Here is a 16,021-nt window from a genome sequence, read left to right as displayed (position 1 = left end):
GGGCCGTCTCCAGGACGATCTGGAACTTCTCCTGGCTGGTCCACTGATCGGGCTGGTTGGATCGTGATGGCAAAACCTGTCCTCGTGCTCTGGCCTGTTTCCGCCAATTGTAGAGGGTTGTCGCGGTGATGCCTTCCTGCTCGGCCAGTTCCGGGATGGTCATGCTCATGGGCGGCGCCATCTTCCGGAGGATGGCTTCCTTACGCTCTGCGGGATAACGCACGTTGATCACCTCTCAATCCGCTTGGGTGACAACTACGCTGACGCATAGGGCGCCTGCGGCGTCAAAAATCATTCCCGGTGATTTTTTGTGCCCTGCCATTTTTGGCGCGGCGCTTGACGATCTGACAATCCTTGTGTCGGCCCTTGGCCGACTTCAAAGAACGGTTGGCAATCACTTCACCCGTCGTCTGCTGGCTGCACTTCATTTTTTCGCAGCTTGCGCCGACCATGGAGGATCATAATTTTAACATTAATATCAATATGTTAGAGAATAAAAAAGGATTCAGCCACTAACCGATCTTGCAATCATGGGAAGACTGAGGTAGAAAATTAAAATTCCCATTTTGTTCAATGGAAAAATAAAAATGAACTTTTTGGGATAAAACGAATGAAAGAATTGCGTTTTTCGCCAAACCATCAAATTCTCAACCAAAAACAATTCCTTACCGGGGAGACCATTGATGCCTGACAAAGCTTCCGAAGTCGATATCACTGGCGAGGACAACGCCAGAACGATAGTGCCGAAGTCACAGCGGCGAAAAACCTGGGACGTGTCTATCGTCGCAGCCGGTTACTGTATTGCCATGTCAGGCCTTTTTACCGGAGCCGCGCTAATGGCGGGATTGACCCTGAACGAGGTCATTCTATCCGCCTTGATGGGTAATACTATTCTCGCCCTTTATGGTGGTTTGGTAGGAGCGGCCGGTGCACGTGAAGGACTGGGAACCGCCATGCTTTCTCGCCATGCCTTTGGTCGTCAGGGTTCCAAAGTCGTCGGCCTTGTGCTGGCAATAACGATGCTCGGATGGTTCGCCGTACAAGTGGGATTTTTCGGTAACACCATCAACGCTCTTTTTCCCGATGGTGGCTTCCTTGCACAATCACATATAGCGGCCCTTTGGGGCGGCGGTTTGATGATCGCAACAGCGTATCTGGGGTACAAAGGGCTCTCAATAGTCAGTCGCATCGCCATTCCCGCCGTCATCATTACTGCTACCTGGGGCGCCATCGTAGCGGTCAATAGTCACGGGGGCTGGAACAATATCGCTTCTATTAAACCCGAGGAGAGTTTTGGTCTGGGGAGCGGAATCGTCATGGTCGTCGGCTCATTCGCAGCAGGTGCATCTGCACAGGCAGATATTACCCGCTATGCAAAAGATGAAAGGGCCGCCTGGATATCCACGATTTTCGGTTATATGTGCGCCAACACCTTTGTCATCCTGGCAGGCTTCCTGACAAGCGTCTCCACCGGCACCGGTGACCTGCCAGCGGCCATGGTAGGGCTTGGCCTGGGCGCTCCTGCCTTGATCGTTCTAATCGCCGCCCAGTGGACAACAAACGACAATAATCTTTACACCTCCTCACTCGGTCTTTCGGCCCTGGTGAAATTAAAAAAGTCTACGATCGTACTGATAAGTGGCGTGGTAGCGACCATTGCCGGATTCTTCGGCATGGCGAGTTACTTTATTGACTGGCTAATTGTTCTGGGCATCACGATCCCGCCAATGGCTGGTATTCTTATCGCAGATTACTACGTCATCAATCGCGGTAAATATTCTTTCGGACCCGGCGTTCGCTACAACCAGTGGAACCTTACTACTTTTGTATCCTGGCTCATCGCGTCTATTGCGGCCTACAACATAGAATGGGGATCCGGAGCCATCAATGCACTTGCTCTAAGCTTTGTAATCTATATCGTCCTGTCCAGAGTCGAGCTCTTTAGGACAATGGGCAACATTGGGGAATACTACGAGGACTCAACAGGCTTTTAAATTACGCTCTGATAGTCAGCAAGCGGAACTCTAACCAAGCCAAGCCAAGCCAAGCATCAACCAAAAACCCAAAAAGGTGATTACCATGCCTACATATCTCGACATGGAATTAACAAAGACAGCTTACAAACTTCTGCATGATCAGATCAAACTGAAAAAAGGTGAAAGCGTTCTGATCACCACTGACTCGATAAGTGAATTCCGTGTTGCCGAAGAGATCGCAAAGATGGCCGACGCACTCGGTGGGAAGGTGATGTTGGCATGGCACAGCACGCCCAGGGGCTACGGCGAAGTCACTCTACCCTATCTTCCTGATCCTCTGATAGCCGGTGCCGACAAAGCCGACGTCTGGATTGAGCTGAACAATCAGTGGCTGCTTTATAGCAGTTTCTGGAACCGAGCAGTAACCAATGGTCGCACACGCCAGGTGATGCTTGGAGGGCTCTCCGTCGAGCAAATGGTACGTTGCATTGGCATGGTGGATATCGACATACAGGCCGAATTTCAATCCCGCATTGTAGAGATGACCCAAAAAGCCAGTCAAATGCGCATTACCAATAGGGCAGGTACAGATGTAGAGTTCTGCAATGAGCCGACAAGACCAATAAACAGCGAAGCACTATATGACAAGCCGGGTGCCAACTTTTTGATCGGTCAGATTGGATGGGCTCCACTTGAGGAGAGCATCAATGGAACAATCGCCTTTGATGGCGCCATCAGCGGTGGCGGCGATGCCGAACTGGGTGTTCTCGACGAAACCATTAACTATCACGTCAAGAAAGGTCGTATCGTCGACATTACTGGTGGTAAAAAAGCTGCTATCATCCGCGACTGGTTTGCAAACCTGAATGATTCAAACATGTATATAGCAGCCCATGTCTGCTATGGCTTCAACCCAAATGCGCGCCTGGAAGGCACAACGACCGAGGATGAGCGGGTCTGGGGATCAACGGAATGGGGCTTTGGCTACCAGGGACCAAATTATAGTGGAGGCAAGGCGCGTGAAGCGAAAAGCCATATCGACGGCATTTGCATGGACTGCACCGTCTATCTGGATGGCCGTGCTATTATAGAAGATGGCAAGGTGATTGCGCCGGAATTGGTTGATTTAGCGCGATGTCTGGGCCATTAGAGGGTCTTTACAAATCAGACGAGTGAAGGCAAGACGAGGCAAAATTGGCCGAAGACGCGGAGTTTACCTAGGGTAAATGAGCATTTGACCGGGCCCGCGCACGAGGCCAATCTTAACGTTATATCGTCGAGCGCAGCCCTTTTGTAAACACCCTCTTAGGATACAAGCAATCTGATCTCTCGGCGAATCAAGGAGTGGTGCGACAACGAGGAGCATAGCAGCAATGCTATCGACCTCGCGCACTGCTCTCATCATTGTATTAGCCCATAAAATTTTCAACCCAACCCTTTTTACTCCGCCCTTGTAGCTTTTCTCCGATCAGTAATGCAACATGTATTCCTGAGCACCATACGGAAACCTTCTCTCGGCGATAGACATGGTTTACAAAAATATTTCGGACTATCATTTCCTCACCAATCACGTTAGGCAGGTTACTGAAAGTTGTTAAAATTATATTTTCTAACCTCAAAGCATAAATGAGATATACTTGAAGGGAGTCCCATGGTTCACCTGGATGACATTGACCTGGAAATTATTCGCCAACTCTGGAATGGGAGAGCATCCTATTCAGATGTTTCGAAAACACTACAAGTGAGTACAAAAACAATCGGAAAACGTGTCAAGGTGATGACCGACAGTAGCGCCGCTGATATCACCTGTCTCATTGATCCTTTTAAACTTCATGACCATGGCGCAGCGTTCGTAGGTTTTCGCATTCTGCCTGAATACCGCAAGGCCGCACTAGCGATTATCGATGACCTAAAGGGCGTTATTATGGCGGCCATCGTGACAGGCAAATTTGACATCATGGCGATTGTCAGTTTTAACGGAGCGTTTACCTATGACGCTTTCATCGAAGTCGAAGTATGTAAGATACCAGGAATAAAGGACATGGAGACGTTTATCGCCTTCGGCAGCCAAAACTTTCAATTGAGGTATCTGCTTGACTAATCGAATTGAAACACAAGAAGATGCGAAAAGGCATATTCATCTCGGTGCGATGGATCTCAAAATCATCAAGGCGTTGAAAAACGGCCGTCGGCCGATGGCCGAGATCGCAGAAGAGGTTGGGCTGCCGCTCAGCACAACTCGACGCCACGTTCAACGCATGCTTAACGACAATGCGATTCAGATTATCTGCCTGGTGGATCCATTTCTGATTCAGGGGCACTCCTCAGCCTTTATAAGCTTCAAGTTCGAGCCCGGAAAGATCCATCAGGGCGCCAAAAGAATTGAAAACCTGCGAGGCGTAGTGATCAGTGCACTAGTATCGGGAAGCTATGATGCTATGGCCATTGTGCTCTTCAATGATTCCTTTACGCTACAGAATTTTATTATGGAAGAGATATTAAAACTGGAGGGGCTTGTCGATATCGAAGCCTTTATCGCGATAGAAGGGGGCAAAAATTATCAGTTGCGATATGTCCTCTAAAAAGGTGTTTACAAATCAGGCGAGCGAAGGCAAGGCAAGGCAAGGCAAGGCAAAATTGACCGAAAACGCGAAGTTTACATGGGTAAACATGAGCATTTTACCGGGTTCGCGTACGAGGTCAATTTTAACGCTGTATTGTCGAGCGCAGCCCTTTTGTGCATTTCAGTGTAGCCCGCGGTATCAAATAAAGCCCCGGTCCATGCGGACCGGGGCTTTTTGGGGGGGCGTCTTGCCTTTTTGCAAGGCGCCTGTCACGGCATAATCAGCCGCGACGCTTGGGCTTCGGGCGGCCCTGAACGGCCTTGAAGCGCGGATTGGATTTGCAGATGACGTAAACGCGACCGCGGCGCTTGACGACCTGGCAATCCTTGTGTCGGTTCTTGGCCGACTTCAGTGAGCTGACAACCTGCATGGTAACTCCCTCTCCTCCGAAAACCGGAGGGCGATAAATTCCAATTGATGATGCGACGCGGCAGCACCGCATCATACGCCAGAGCAAGGCCGGTGCCGAAGCACCGGCAATGGCCGATCAGTCCTGATTCATCTGCTGCTTGATCAGGTCGCCGATAGTGGTCGGCGATGAGGTTTCGGCTTCCTGCTCGCGAATGTTGCGCATGTTCTGACGCGTATCGTCCTGATCCTTGGCGCGAACCGACAGGTTGATCACGCGGTTCTTGCGATCGACGCCGACGATACGACCCTCGACGCTGTCCCCCTCGCTCAGCACGCTGCGGGCGTCTTCGACGCGGTCGGCGCTGATTTCGGAGGCCTTGAGGACGGCAATCACGTCGGTGGCCAGCTCGACGTAGGCTTCACGGGCATCCACCTCGGTGACGCGACCGGAAACCACAGCGCCCTTGTCGTTGACCGCCAGGAACTCGGACATCGGGTCGCTTTCAAGCTGCTTGATGCCCAGCGAGATGCGCTCACGCTCGGGGTCGATCGACAGGATGACCGCCTCGGCTTCCTCGCCCTTGCGGTAGCCGCGTACCGCTTCCTCGCCGCTCTCCGCCCAGGAGATGTCGGAGAGGTGCACCAGACCGTCGATGTTGCCTTCCAGGCCGATGAAGATACCAAAGTCGGTGATCGACTTGATGGTGCCGGCAACACGATCGCCCTTGTTGAAGCGCGAGCTGAAGTCTTCCCAGGGATTGGAGGTGCACTGCTTGATACCCAGCGAGATGCGGCGACGCTCCTCGTCGATATCCAGCACCATGACCTGAACATCGTCCCCGACCTGAACCACCTTGGAGGGGTGAATATTCTTGTTGGTCCAGTCCATTTCGGAGACGTGAACCAGACCCTCGACGCCCTCTTCCAGCTCGGCGAAGCAGCCGTAGTCGGTCAGATTGGTGACCTGGGCGTTGACCTTCATGCCCTCGGGGTAACGATCCTTGATGTTGACCCAGGGATCCTCGCCCAGCTGCTTCAGGCCCAGCGAGACACGATTGCGCTCGCGGTCGAACTTGAGCACCTTGACGTTGATCTCATCACCCACGGCGACGATCTCACTGGGGTGCTTGATGCGCTTCCAGGCCATGTCGGTAATGTGCAGCAGGCCGTCAACGCCGCCCAGATCGACGAAGGCGCCGTAGTCGGTCAGGTTCTTGACGATACCGTTGATCTGCTGGCCTTCCTGCAGGGTGGCGAGCAGCGCTTCACGCTCGGCGCTGTTCTCGGCTTCCAGCACGGCGCGGCGCGAGACCACCACGTTGTTGCGCTTGGGATCGAGCTTGATGACCTTGAAGTCCAGCTCCTTGTTCTCCAGATGCGCGGTGTCGCGTACCGGCCGCACATCGACCAGCGAGCCCGGCAGGAAGGCGCGGATGGAGTTGACATCGACGGTAAAGCCGCCCTTGACCTTGCCGTTGATCACGCCCTTGACGACCTCGTCTTCCTCGAAGGCCGCTTCCAGCTCCTTCCAGGCTTCGGCACGCTTGGCCTTTTCACGAGACAGGCGGGTCTCACCGAAACCGTCCTCGACGGCCTCCAGCGCTACCTTGACTTCGTCGCCGACGCCAATGGTCAGCTCGCCATTTTCGCCACGAAACTGTGCCGCAGGAATCTGCCCTTCGGACTTCAGGCCGGCGTTGACAGTGATCCAGTCACCTTCAATGTCCACCACGGTGGCCATGACAATGGCACCGGGCTCCATGTTGATGTCCTGAAGAGACTGCTCGAACAGTTCAGCAAAGCTTTCGCTCATGGTATTCCTATAGTGATCAACGAACGGCGACCGGGCGGCCGCCCTCTCCACGCCACCAGCAAGCGCGGGCCAATGACAAAACTCCCCGGGGACGTTAACGCTGGTTGGACATGACAGGGTTTTCAGTTGAGTACCGCTGCCATATCGTGACGTCTGACCGGGGACTCCGGAAACTCAGGCGCTCATCAGGACCCTTTCAGGCCCGCGGATCGAATCCGCGACGGGCCAGAAGCGCTTCAATGCGTGCCACGACATCCGGTATGGAAAGCTCGGTAGTGTCGATAGTGACCGCATCGTCAGCGGGTCTCAGCGGCGCCACTGCACGCTGACTATCACGCGCGTCCCGAGCCTCTATCTCCTTCAAAAGGCCCGAAAGGCTAGCATAGTGGCCGGCCTGTCGCAACTGTTCATGGCGCCGGCGCGCCCGCTCCTCGGCGCTGGCGGTGAGAAAAATCTTGAGCGCGGCGTCAGGAAACACCTCGGTACCCATATCGCGGCCGTCGGCTACCAGCCCGGGCGCGCAGGCGAAATCGCGCTGGCGCGACAGCAGTGCGCTACGCACGCTCCCCAGCGCGGCCACCTCGGAAGCCAGCGCGCCCACCCGCTCGGTGCGAATCTCGCTGCTGACATCGTCGCCCGCCAGCAGCACGCGCGCGCCCTCACCTTCGCTGATAAAAGCGACATCGAGATGACGCGCCACCCGCTCCAGCGCCGCTTCGTCGTCGCTCGCCACGCCCTGGCGCTCGGCGGCCAGTGCGGTAAGCCGGTAGAGCGCGCCGGAGTCGAGCAGATGCCAGCCCAGGCGATGCGCCACCAGCTGGCTGACAGTGCCCTTGCCGGCGCCGCCGGGACCGTCGATGGCCACCACCGGCGGGTAATGGGTGTCGCTCATGAGACCTCCTCGGCACTCACCTGCAGTCCCACCCGGGAGGCCAGTTCGATAAAACCGGGGAAGGAGGTGGCGACATTGGCGCAGTCGCCGATCACGATATCATCATGAGCGCGCAGCGCCGCCACCGCAAAGGCCATGGCGATGCGGTGATCGCCAAGGCTGTCCACCTCGCCGCCGCCGTAGCGGCCACCGGCGATGTCGATACCATCCTCGACCACCTGGTTGACGATACCCAGCGCATCGAAGCCGTCGGCCATCGCCTTGATGCGATCGGACTCCTTGACCCGCAGCTCGAGCGCATCGCGCAGCCGGGTCGTGCCATGGGCGTTGGCCGCCGCCACGAACAGCACCGGAAATTCGTCGATCGCCAGCGGCACCTGGTCGGCGGGAATGTCGATGCCCTGCAGTTCGGCGTGGCGCACGCGAATATCGGCCACCGGTTCGCCGCCCACCTCGCGCTCCTCGAGCAGTTCGATGTTGGCGCCCATCTGCTTGAGAATATTGATCACCCCGATACGGGTGGGGTTGATCCCCACGTGTTCGAGCACCAGGTCGGCGCCCGGGGTGATCGAAGCGGCGACCAGAAAGAAGGCCGCCGAGGAGATATCCGCCGGCACGTCGATCGGCCCGGCGGTGAGCGCCCCACCGCCGGCGATATGGGCGAGATCGCCATGACGCGTGACGAGATAGCCGAAGCCGCTCAGCATACGCTCGGTATGATCGCGGGTAGGCGCCGGTTCTCGCACTCGGGTATCGCCGCTGGCGTACATGCCTGCCAGCAGCAGGCAGGACTTCACCTGGGCGCTGGCCATCGGCAGTTGATAGTCGATACCGGCCAGCCGCTGGCCGCCGCGGAGAGTAAGCGGCGGGCGGCCGCCTTCGGCGGTCTCGATCACCGCCCCCATCAGCCGCAGCGGCTCGGCCACCCGCCCCATGGGACGGCGGTTGAGGGAGGCATCGCCGGTCAGGGTGGTATCAAACGCCTGACCCGCCATCAGGCCGGCAAACAGGCGCATGGCGGTACCGGAGTTGCCCAGATAGAGCGGGCCGGCAGGCTTTTGCAGGCCGTGCAGGCCAACCCCATGAATCACCACCCGGCCGCCGTGCGGCCCTTCGATCGCCACGCCCATCTCACGAAAGGCCTGCAGGGTGGCCAGGCTGTCCTCGCCCTCCAGAAAACCCTCGACGGTGGTGACCCCCTCGGCCAGCGCGCCCAGCATGATGGCGCGATGCGACATCGACTTGTCGCCCGGCACCCGGATGCGACCGCTGACATCACCGCCGGCACGGGCACGATAGATAATGCTTGTACTTTCCATGACCTGATAGCTCTTCTGCGTCAGTAGTCTGTCGAAATAGTGGCGTGCATGGCTGGCGCGCGCAAAGGTGGCCAGCATGGCGTCGCCGTCGCCCGCCTCGACCGCCCGGCGCAGCGCCTGAATGCCGTTTTCGAACTCATCCAGCGAGGCGAGCACGGCATCGCGGTTGGCGAGATAGATATCGCGCCACATCACCGGGTCGCTGCCGGCGATGCGGGTGAAGTCGCGAAAACCGCCGGCGGCGTAGCGAAAGATCTCGAGACGCTGGTCCTGGCGCGCCAGCGTATCGACCAGCGAAAACGCCAGCAGATGGGGCAGATGGCTGGTGCGCGCCAGCACCTGGTCGTGGCGTTCGACACTCATGCGCTCCAGCTGCGCGCCGCAGGCCTGCCACAGCCGCTCGACGCGCGCCAGTGCCGCAGCGTCAGTGTGCACCGCGGACGTGACAATCACGGTGTGATGACGAAAGAGCGTCGCTTTTGCCGCCGCCACACCACTCTTCTCGGCGCCGGCAATGGGGTGGCCCAGCACCAGCCATTCGGGCAGCGCACCCAGCGCCGCGACCACGGCGTCGCGGATCGCCACCTTGGTACTGCCCACATCGGTGACCACCTGATCGGGCGTCAGCAGCGGCGCCAGCCGAGCCACCAGCGGTGCCACCGCCAGCACCGGCACCGCCAGCACGATCATCGACACCTGCGACATGAAAGGCGCCGGGTCGCTGCCGCCCTCCTCGATCAGCCCCATCAGGCGCGCCCGGGCGACTTCTTGAGGGTCAAGGTCGACACCGTAGCGCCGCCCGGCAAAGCCGTTCTCTGCCAACGCCGCCAGCAGCGACCCGCCGATCAGCCCCAGGCCGATCACCAGCACCCCGCGTTCGCTGACGGCGGCGTTCAGCGGCGCCCCACTCAAAGCACGCCCATCGGATAGGAGCCCAGCAGGCGCACGTCGCTGGCGCGCTGGTGTACTTCGTCCAGCGCGGCGCGCACGCGCGGGTCCTCCAGGTGACCGCGAAAATCGATGAAAAAGACGTAGTTCCAGGCGCCGTGACGTGACGGCCGCGTCTCCAGCCGGGTCATGTCGATCTCGTGGCGCTGAAAGGGCTCGATCAGATCGTGCAGCGCACCGGGCTGGTTGCGCATCGCCGCTACCAGCGAGGTGCGGTCCTCGCCGCTGGGCGGCACATCGTGATTGCCGATAATCAGAAAACGGGTGGCGTTATCGGGCTGGTCCTCGATCTTCTCATCGAGGCGCTCAAGAGCGTAGAGACGCGCCGCCATATCGCCGGCGATCGCCGCGGTGTGCCACTCGCTTTTGACCCGCCGCGCCGCCTCGGCGTTGGAGGAGACCGCCACCCGCTCGGCATGGGGATAGTGCGCATCCAGCCACTTGCGGCACTGGGCCAGCGACTGGGAGTGCGAATAGATGCGCGACACCTTGTCGCGACGGGTGTTCTCGCCCACCAGCAGATGATGGTGAATGCGCAGCACTACCTCGCCGCAGATGCGCAGCGAGCTGTCCATGAAGGAGTCGAGGGTGTGGTTGACGATCCCCTCGGTGGAGTTCTCCACCGGCACCACGCCGTAGTTGACCGCGCCGGCCTCGACTTCACGAAACACCTCGTCGATCGCCGGCAGCGGCGTACAGATGGCGCTGTCGCCGAAGTGCTTGAGCGCGGCCTGCTGGGTGAAGGTCCCCTCCGGCCCCAGGTAGGCGACGCGCAGCGGTTTCTCCAGCGCCAGGCAGGCCGACATGATCTCGCGAAACAGCCGCGCCATCTCTTCGTTGGCCAGCGGTCCGGGGTTGAGCGCCATGATGCGCTTGAGCACCTGAGCCTCGCGCTCGGGGCGGTAGAAAATCGCCTCCGGGCTCTCCGCCAGCTTGACCCGCGCCACCGTCGAAGCGCACTCGGCGCGCTCGCTGATCAGCGCCATGATGCGGTGGTCGAGATCGTCGATACGCTCGCGCAGCGCGTTCAGGTCTTCATCACTGCCGTCTTCATTGTGCGGCGCATACTTGTCGTCCTTCATGGCTACCCCCTGAAATGCTGCGAGAAAGGCGCTCTCAACCGTAGCGGCGCTCGAAATCGCCCATGAAGTCGACCAGCCGATCGACGCCCTCTTCCGGCATGGCGTTATAAATACTGGCGCGCATGCCGCCAACGCTGCGATGGCCCTTCAGCGTCAACAGTCCGGCCGCCTCCGACTCCTCGAGAAACGTCGCGTTGAGCGACGCATCGTGCAGCACGAAGGGCACATTGGTCAGCGAGCGGTTGGCGGCGGCAATCGGGTTGCGGTAGAAGCCGCTGGCATCGATGGCATCATAGAGCTTCGCCGCCTTGCGCCGGTTGAGGCGCTCGATGGCCGCCACGCCGCCCTGCTCCCCGAGCCAGTCAAACACCAGCCCGGCCAGATACCAGGCGTAGGTGGCCGGGGTGTTGAGCATCGAGCCTTCATCGGCAAAGGCCTTCCAGTTGAGCATCGTCGGCGTGTCGGCACGGGCGCGCTCGAGCAGGTCGTCGCGCACGATCACCACCGTAATGCCCGCCGGGCCGATATTTTTCTGCGCACCGGCGTAGATGACGCCGAATTTCGATACGTCCACCGACTTCGACAGGATCGACGACGACATATCGCACACCAGCGGCAGATCGGCCTCGGGCACGCGGTCCATCTGCAGGCCGCCGATGGTCTCGTTGTCGCAGTAGTGCAGGTAGGCGGCATCACTGGCCGGCAGGATCGCCCGGGGTGCAGGCGCAGCGGTATAGCCGTTGTCCTCGGCGCTGGCCGCCACGCTCGCCGTGGCCAGGTGACGGCCCTCCTTGAGCGCTTTCTGCGACCAGATGCCGGTATCCAGATAGCTGCCACTGCCGCCAGCGCCCAGCAGATTGAGCGGCACGCAGGCAAACTGCTGGGTCGCACCGCCCTGCATGAACAGCACGCTGTAGTTGTCCGGCACGCCCATCAGTTGGCGAAAGTCGGCCTCGGCGCGCTCGGCGATGTCAATAAAGGTATCGCTGCGGTGGCTCATCTCCATCACCGACAGCCCGCGCCCCTGATAGTCGAGCATCTCGTCGCGGGCACGTTCGAGCACCGCGGTGGGCAGGGTGGCGGGACCGGAGCAGAAATTGAAGTGTCGGGTCATGATCGAACTCTGGCTATAGGGAATCGGCGCCCGATGAACGGGCGCCTCGGCATTTATTCGCTGTCGGCGCCGTCACTCGCCATCCCCGTGTCGTCGTCGGCAGGCGCCTCTTCGTCAACCGGCACGTCTTCGGCGACCACTTCGTCAAGGCGCACGGTGGAGACCAGCCGCTCGCCCTTGCCGGTGCGAATCAGGGTAACCCCCTGGGTGTTGCGCGAGCTGATCGACACCTCGCCGACACGGGTGCGCACCAGGGTACCGCGATCGGAGATCATCATCATTTCGTCGCTGTCGCTCACTTGGATGGCCGTCACCAGTGCGCCGTTGCGCGCGGTGGTCTGCATGGCGATTACCCCCTGGCCACCGCGGCCGCGCAGCGGGAACTCCTCGAGGCGGGTGCGCTTGCCGTAGCCGTTTTCCGAGGCGGTCAGAATGTAGCGCTGGCCCTCGTTGATGTGGCCATCGACCACCTCGCTGTCGTCGTCGGCGGCGTCATCGATGGTGGTGCTGTCGGGAATGATCAGACTGATGACCCTGGCATCTCCCAGCAGGCGCATGCCGCGTACGCCGCGGGCGGTACGGCCCATGGCGCGCACATCGGCCTCGTTAAAGCGGATCGCCTTGCCGTTGGAGGAGAGCAGGATGGCGTGGTCGTGACCGGAAGTGACAGCCGCCCCCACCAGCCGGTCGCCCTCGTCAAGGTCAAGCGCGATCAGGCCGGCGCTGCGCGGCCGCGAGAACTGATCGAGGCTGGTGCGCTTGACCGTGCCGTTGGCGGTGGCAAAGAAAATATAGCTCTCCGCGCAGTAGTCGCGCACCGGCAGAATGGCGGTGATCCACTCGCCTTCGTCGAGAGAGAGCAGGTTGACCATCGGCCGGCCGCGCGAGCCGCGGCTGGCCTGCGGCACCTCGTAGACCTTGAGCCAGTAGACCTTGCCGCGGTCGGAGAACAGCAGCACGGTGTCGTGGGTCGAGGCCACCAGCAGGTGCTCGATGACATCCTCGTCCTTCATGCTGGTCGCCGACTTGCCGCGCCCGCCGCGCTTCTGCGCCTGGTAGTCGGAGAGCGGCTGGCTCTTGGCGTAGCCCGAGCGGGAGATGGTGACCACCATATCCTCCTCGGCGATCAGGTCCTCCATGGTGAGATCCTGGCGGCTGGCCTGAATCTCGGTACGGCGCTCATCGCGGTACTGATCGCGCACCGCCTCCAGCTCCTCGCGGATCACCTCCATCAGGCGGTCGGCGGAGGAGAGAATATGGGTCAGCTCGGCGATGGTCTCGAGAATGCCCTTGTACTCGTCGAGCAGCTTGTCGGTCTCGAGTCCCGTCAGGCGGTGCAGGCGCAGTTCCAGAATTGCCTGTGCCTGGCGGCTGGAGAGCTGATAGCGGCTGCGGTCCTCGGAGATACCGCACACCTCTTCGAGATCCTCCGGCTGACAGGAGGTCGCCCCGGCGCGGTCGAGCATGCCGATCACCTGCCCCGGCGCCCAGTCGCGGGCGATCAGCTGTTCGCGGGCATCGGCAGGAGTGGGCGACGCCTTGATCAGCTCGATCACCTCGTCGATGCTGGAGATGGCAACGGTCAGGCCCTCCAGAATGTGGCCGCGCTCCTTTGCCTTTTTCAGCTCGAACAGGGTGCGCCGGGTAACCACCTCGCGGCGATGACGCACAAAGGCTTCCAGCAGCTGTTTGAGGTTGTGGATGCGCGGCTGGCCGCCCTCGAGCGCCACGATATTGATACCGAACACCGTCTCCAGCTGGGTCTGGGCGAAGAGGTTATTGACCACTACGTCGCCGGACTCGCCGCGACGGGTTTCGATCACGACCCGCAGCCCATCCTTGTCGGACTCGTCGCGCAGCTCGGCGATGCCGTCGATACGCTTTTCCTTGACCAGCTCGGCGATCTTCTCGATCAGCCGCGACTTGTTGACCTGGTAAGGCAGCTCGGTCACCACGATATGATCGCGGCCGGTGCGGTCATCATGCTCGACGGTATGGCGCGCGCGAACATAGACGCGACCGCGCCCGGTGCGGTAGGCATCGAGAATACCGGCGCGGCCGTTGATAATACCGGCAGTGGGAAAGTCGGGCCCCGGCACATATTCCATCAGGTCATCGACGGTCAGGGTATGATCGGCGGTCAGCGCCAGGGCGGCGTCGATCACCTCGCCCAGGTTATGGGGCGGAATGTTGGTGGCCATCCCCACCGCGATGCCGGAAGCACCGTTGACCAGCAGGTTGGGCACCCGGGTCGGCAGTACGTCGGGAATGCGCTCGGTGCCGTCGTAGTTGTCGACCCAGTCGACGGTGTCCTTTTCAAGGTCGGAGAGCAGTTCGTGGGCGAGGCGCGACATACGCACCTCGGTATAGCGCATGGCGGCGGCGTTATCGCCGTCGATCGAGCCGAAGTTGCCCTGACCGTCGACCAGCACGTAGCGCATCGAAAACGACTGCGCCATGCGCACGATGGTGTCGTAGACGGCGCTGTCGCCGTGGGGATGGTACTTACCGATCACATCGCCCACCACGCGCGCCGACTTCAGATAGGGCCTGTTCCAGTCGTTGCGCAGCTCGTGCATGGCATAAAGAACGCGGCGATGAACCGGTTTCAACCCATCTCTGACATCGGGGAGTGCGCGGCCGATGATGACGCTCATCGCGTAGTCGAGGTACGACTGTTTCAGCTCGTCCTCGATGTTGACTGGCAGAATCTCTCTGGCGATCTCACCCATGGGTCGTCCAATCCTGGTACTGTTCAAGAAGCCATGCTGAAGGCGAAGGATTGTACCACGCCAGCGGCCCTTCGGTCAGAAGGCTGTTCACCGCCAGCGCACTCCTTGATCGTGCCCGGCGCCCACCATCGGCCAGTGTTGCGGGACGGGCGCCACCAACCATGATGCTGGCACCGGCGCGCGCCATTCGACATAATGTGCGCCTTCACGGACAGGATGCTTATGTGGTTTAAAAACCTGCAACTCTATCGGCTGCTCGACGAGCAGTCGCCGGACTTCGATCAGCTCATCGACGCGCTGGAGACACAACGTTTTCAGCCGGTCGGCGAAAGTCAGGCGCGTCGTGTCGGCTGGGCGCCACCGGCCGGCCGCAACGGCGAGCAGCTGGCCCACGAGATTCGCGGCCAGCGCCTTTTGACCCTGCAGCGCCAGGAGCGCCTGCTGCCTCCGGCAGTGATTCGCGAGACCCTCGAACAGCGCGTCGAGGCGCAGACCGCGCAGCAGGGCTACCCGCCCGGACGGCGCGAAAAGCAGGTGCTCAAGGAGCGCATTATCGAAGAGCTGCTGCCGCGCGCCTTTACCCGCACCACCCGCACCGACCTGTGGTGGGACAGCGAGCGCCGCCTGATCGGCGTCAATGCCGCCAGCGCCAAACGCGCCGAGGAGGCGCTGGATCTGCTGCGCGAGTCGCTGGGCTCGCTGAAGGTCATTCCGCTGGCGCCGCAGACCCCGGCGGGGCGCACCATGACCGGCTGGCTGAGCGACGCCGCGACCCGCCCGGCGGGGCTGACCCTGGGCGACCAGATCGAGCTGCGTGCCAAAGGCGATGATGGCGTGCTGCGCGCTCGCCACATTGACCCCGACGGCGATGAAGTGCGGGTCGCGCTCGAGATGGGGCGCCAGGCAAGCCGGCTGGCGCTGGACATCGACGAGCAGATGTCGCTGGTGCTGCAGGAGGACATGATGCTGCGCTCGATCCGCTTTGCCGACGCCGTGGTGGGCGAAGTCGACGAATTCGAGCACGACGACCCGGTCATGAAAATGGAAACCGAATTTGTGTTAATGGCGCAGGTACTCGGCCACAGCGTCGAGCGTCTGCTCGAATGGCTGGGTGGCGAGGCGCAGGCGGTACCGGCCACACCATGACCCAACCCCCGGATAGAGCGAGCG

General features: G+C 60.3%; 14 protein-coding genes. 5 read left to right on the top strand and 9 right to left on the bottom strand.

Annotation, left to right across the window (positions count from 1 at the left end; all coding sequences use genetic code 11):
* Both H146_RS22490 and H146_RS21440 read right to left on the bottom strand, forming a co-directional pair.
* A partial coding sequence (locus tag H146_RS22490) for a transposase (protein ID WP_026351970.1) occupies window positions 1-223 on the bottom strand: 223 nt, incomplete at its 3' end.
* 61 nt (window positions 224-284) lie between these two features.
* Window positions 285-452, bottom strand: a complete 168-nt coding sequence (locus H146_RS21440) for a ribosomal protein bL36 (RefSeq protein WP_156826811.1) — start codon at window positions 450-452, stop codon at window positions 285-287.
* Between the two features lie 231 nt (window positions 453-683).
* Between H146_RS21440 and H146_RS0112905 the strand changes: the two genes are divergently transcribed.
* The 4 genes from H146_RS0112905 to H146_RS0112890 all read left to right on the top strand — a co-directional run bounded on the left by H146_RS0112905 (window position 684) and on the right by H146_RS0112890 (window position 4,558).
* Window positions 684-1,994 (top strand): purine-cytosine permease family protein, encoded by a 1,311-nt coding sequence (locus H146_RS0112905; RefSeq protein WP_019952297.1) that lies wholly within the window; start codon window positions 684-686, stop codon window positions 1,992-1,994.
* Window positions 1,995-2,079: 85 nt separating this feature from the next.
* A complete protein-coding gene (locus H146_RS0112900) occupies window positions 2,080-3,126 on the top strand; it encodes a 2,5-dihydroxypyridine 5,6-dioxygenase NicX family protein (RefSeq protein WP_019952296.1) in 1,047 nt (348 codons plus the stop codon).
* 501 nt (window positions 3,127-3,627) lie between these two features.
* Window positions 3,628-4,077, top strand: a complete 450-nt coding sequence (locus tag H146_RS0112895; RefSeq protein ID WP_019952295.1) for an Lrp/AsnC family transcriptional regulator — start codon at window positions 3,628-3,630, stop codon at window positions 4,075-4,077.
* Window positions 4,070-4,558: an Lrp/AsnC family transcriptional regulator gene (locus tag H146_RS0112890; protein WP_156826810.1), complete on the top strand. Its 489-nt coding sequence runs from the start codon at window positions 4,070-4,072 to the stop codon at window positions 4,556-4,558. The genes H146_RS0112895 and H146_RS0112890 overlap by 8 nt, the downstream gene beginning before the upstream one ends.
* Window positions 4,559-4,820: 262 nt before the next feature.
* Here H146_RS0112890 and ykgO read toward each other — a convergent pair whose 3' ends face one another.
* From ykgO to gyrA, 7 genes are all read right to left on the bottom strand, one after another.
* Window positions 4,821-4,970, bottom strand: a complete 150-nt coding sequence (gene ykgO / locus H146_RS0112885) for a type B 50S ribosomal protein L36 (RefSeq protein WP_019952293.1) — start codon at window positions 4,968-4,970, stop codon at window positions 4,821-4,823.
* A gap of 117 nt (window positions 4,971-5,087) precedes the next feature.
* The gene (gene rpsA, locus H146_RS0112880; protein ID WP_019952292.1) at window positions 5,088-6,764 is read right to left on the bottom strand and encodes a 30S ribosomal protein S1; all 1,677 of its coding nucleotides are present in this window, start codon (window positions 6,762-6,764) and stop codon (window positions 5,088-5,090) included.
* 196 nt (window positions 6,765-6,960) lie between these two features.
* Entirely contained in the window at window positions 6,961-7,656 is a 696-nt protein-coding gene (gene cmk, locus H146_RS0112875; protein ID WP_019952291.1) for a (d)CMP kinase, read from the bottom strand.
* Window positions 7,653-9,887, bottom strand: a complete 2,235-nt coding sequence (locus H146_RS0112870; protein WP_019952290.1) for a bifunctional prephenate dehydrogenase/3-phosphoshikimate 1-carboxyvinyltransferase — start codon at window positions 9,885-9,887, stop codon at window positions 7,653-7,655. The genes cmk and H146_RS0112870 overlap by 4 nt, the downstream gene beginning before the upstream one ends.
* On the bottom strand, window positions 9,884-11,005 hold the full coding sequence (gene pheA / locus H146_RS0112865) for a prephenate dehydratase (RefSeq protein WP_019952289.1): 1,122 nt from the start codon (window positions 11,003-11,005) through the stop codon (window positions 9,884-9,886). The genes H146_RS0112870 and pheA overlap by 4 nt, the downstream gene beginning before the upstream one ends.
* 34 nt (window positions 11,006-11,039) lie before the next feature.
* Window positions 11,040-12,119 (bottom strand): 3-phosphoserine/phosphohydroxythreonine transaminase, encoded by a 1,080-nt coding sequence (serC, locus tag H146_RS0112860; RefSeq protein ID WP_019952288.1) that lies wholly within the window; start codon window positions 12,117-12,119, stop codon window positions 11,040-11,042.
* Between the two features lie 53 nt (window positions 12,120-12,172).
* Window positions 12,173-14,851: a DNA gyrase subunit A gene (gene gyrA, locus H146_RS19345; RefSeq protein WP_019952287.1), complete on the bottom strand. Its 2,679-nt coding sequence runs from the start codon at window positions 14,849-14,851 to the stop codon at window positions 12,173-12,175.
* A gap of 222 nt (window positions 14,852-15,073) precedes the next feature.
* Here gyrA and H146_RS0112850 point away from each other — a divergent pair, with 222 nt between their 5' ends.
* Window positions 15,074-15,997, top strand: coding sequence for a recombination-associated protein RdgC (locus H146_RS0112850; protein WP_019952286.1), 924 nt, complete (start codon window positions 15,074-15,076; stop codon window positions 15,995-15,997).
* Window positions 15,998-16,021 lie beyond the last annotated feature (24 nt).

This window comes from Kushneria aurantia DSM 21353 (assembly GCF_000382245.1).
Classification (GTDB): domain Bacteria; phylum Pseudomonadota; class Gammaproteobacteria; order Pseudomonadales; family Halomonadaceae; genus Kushneria; species Kushneria aurantia.
The sequence above is the reverse complement of the archived record's forward strand: the minus strand, read 5'-3'. Positions and strand labels throughout refer to the sequence as shown.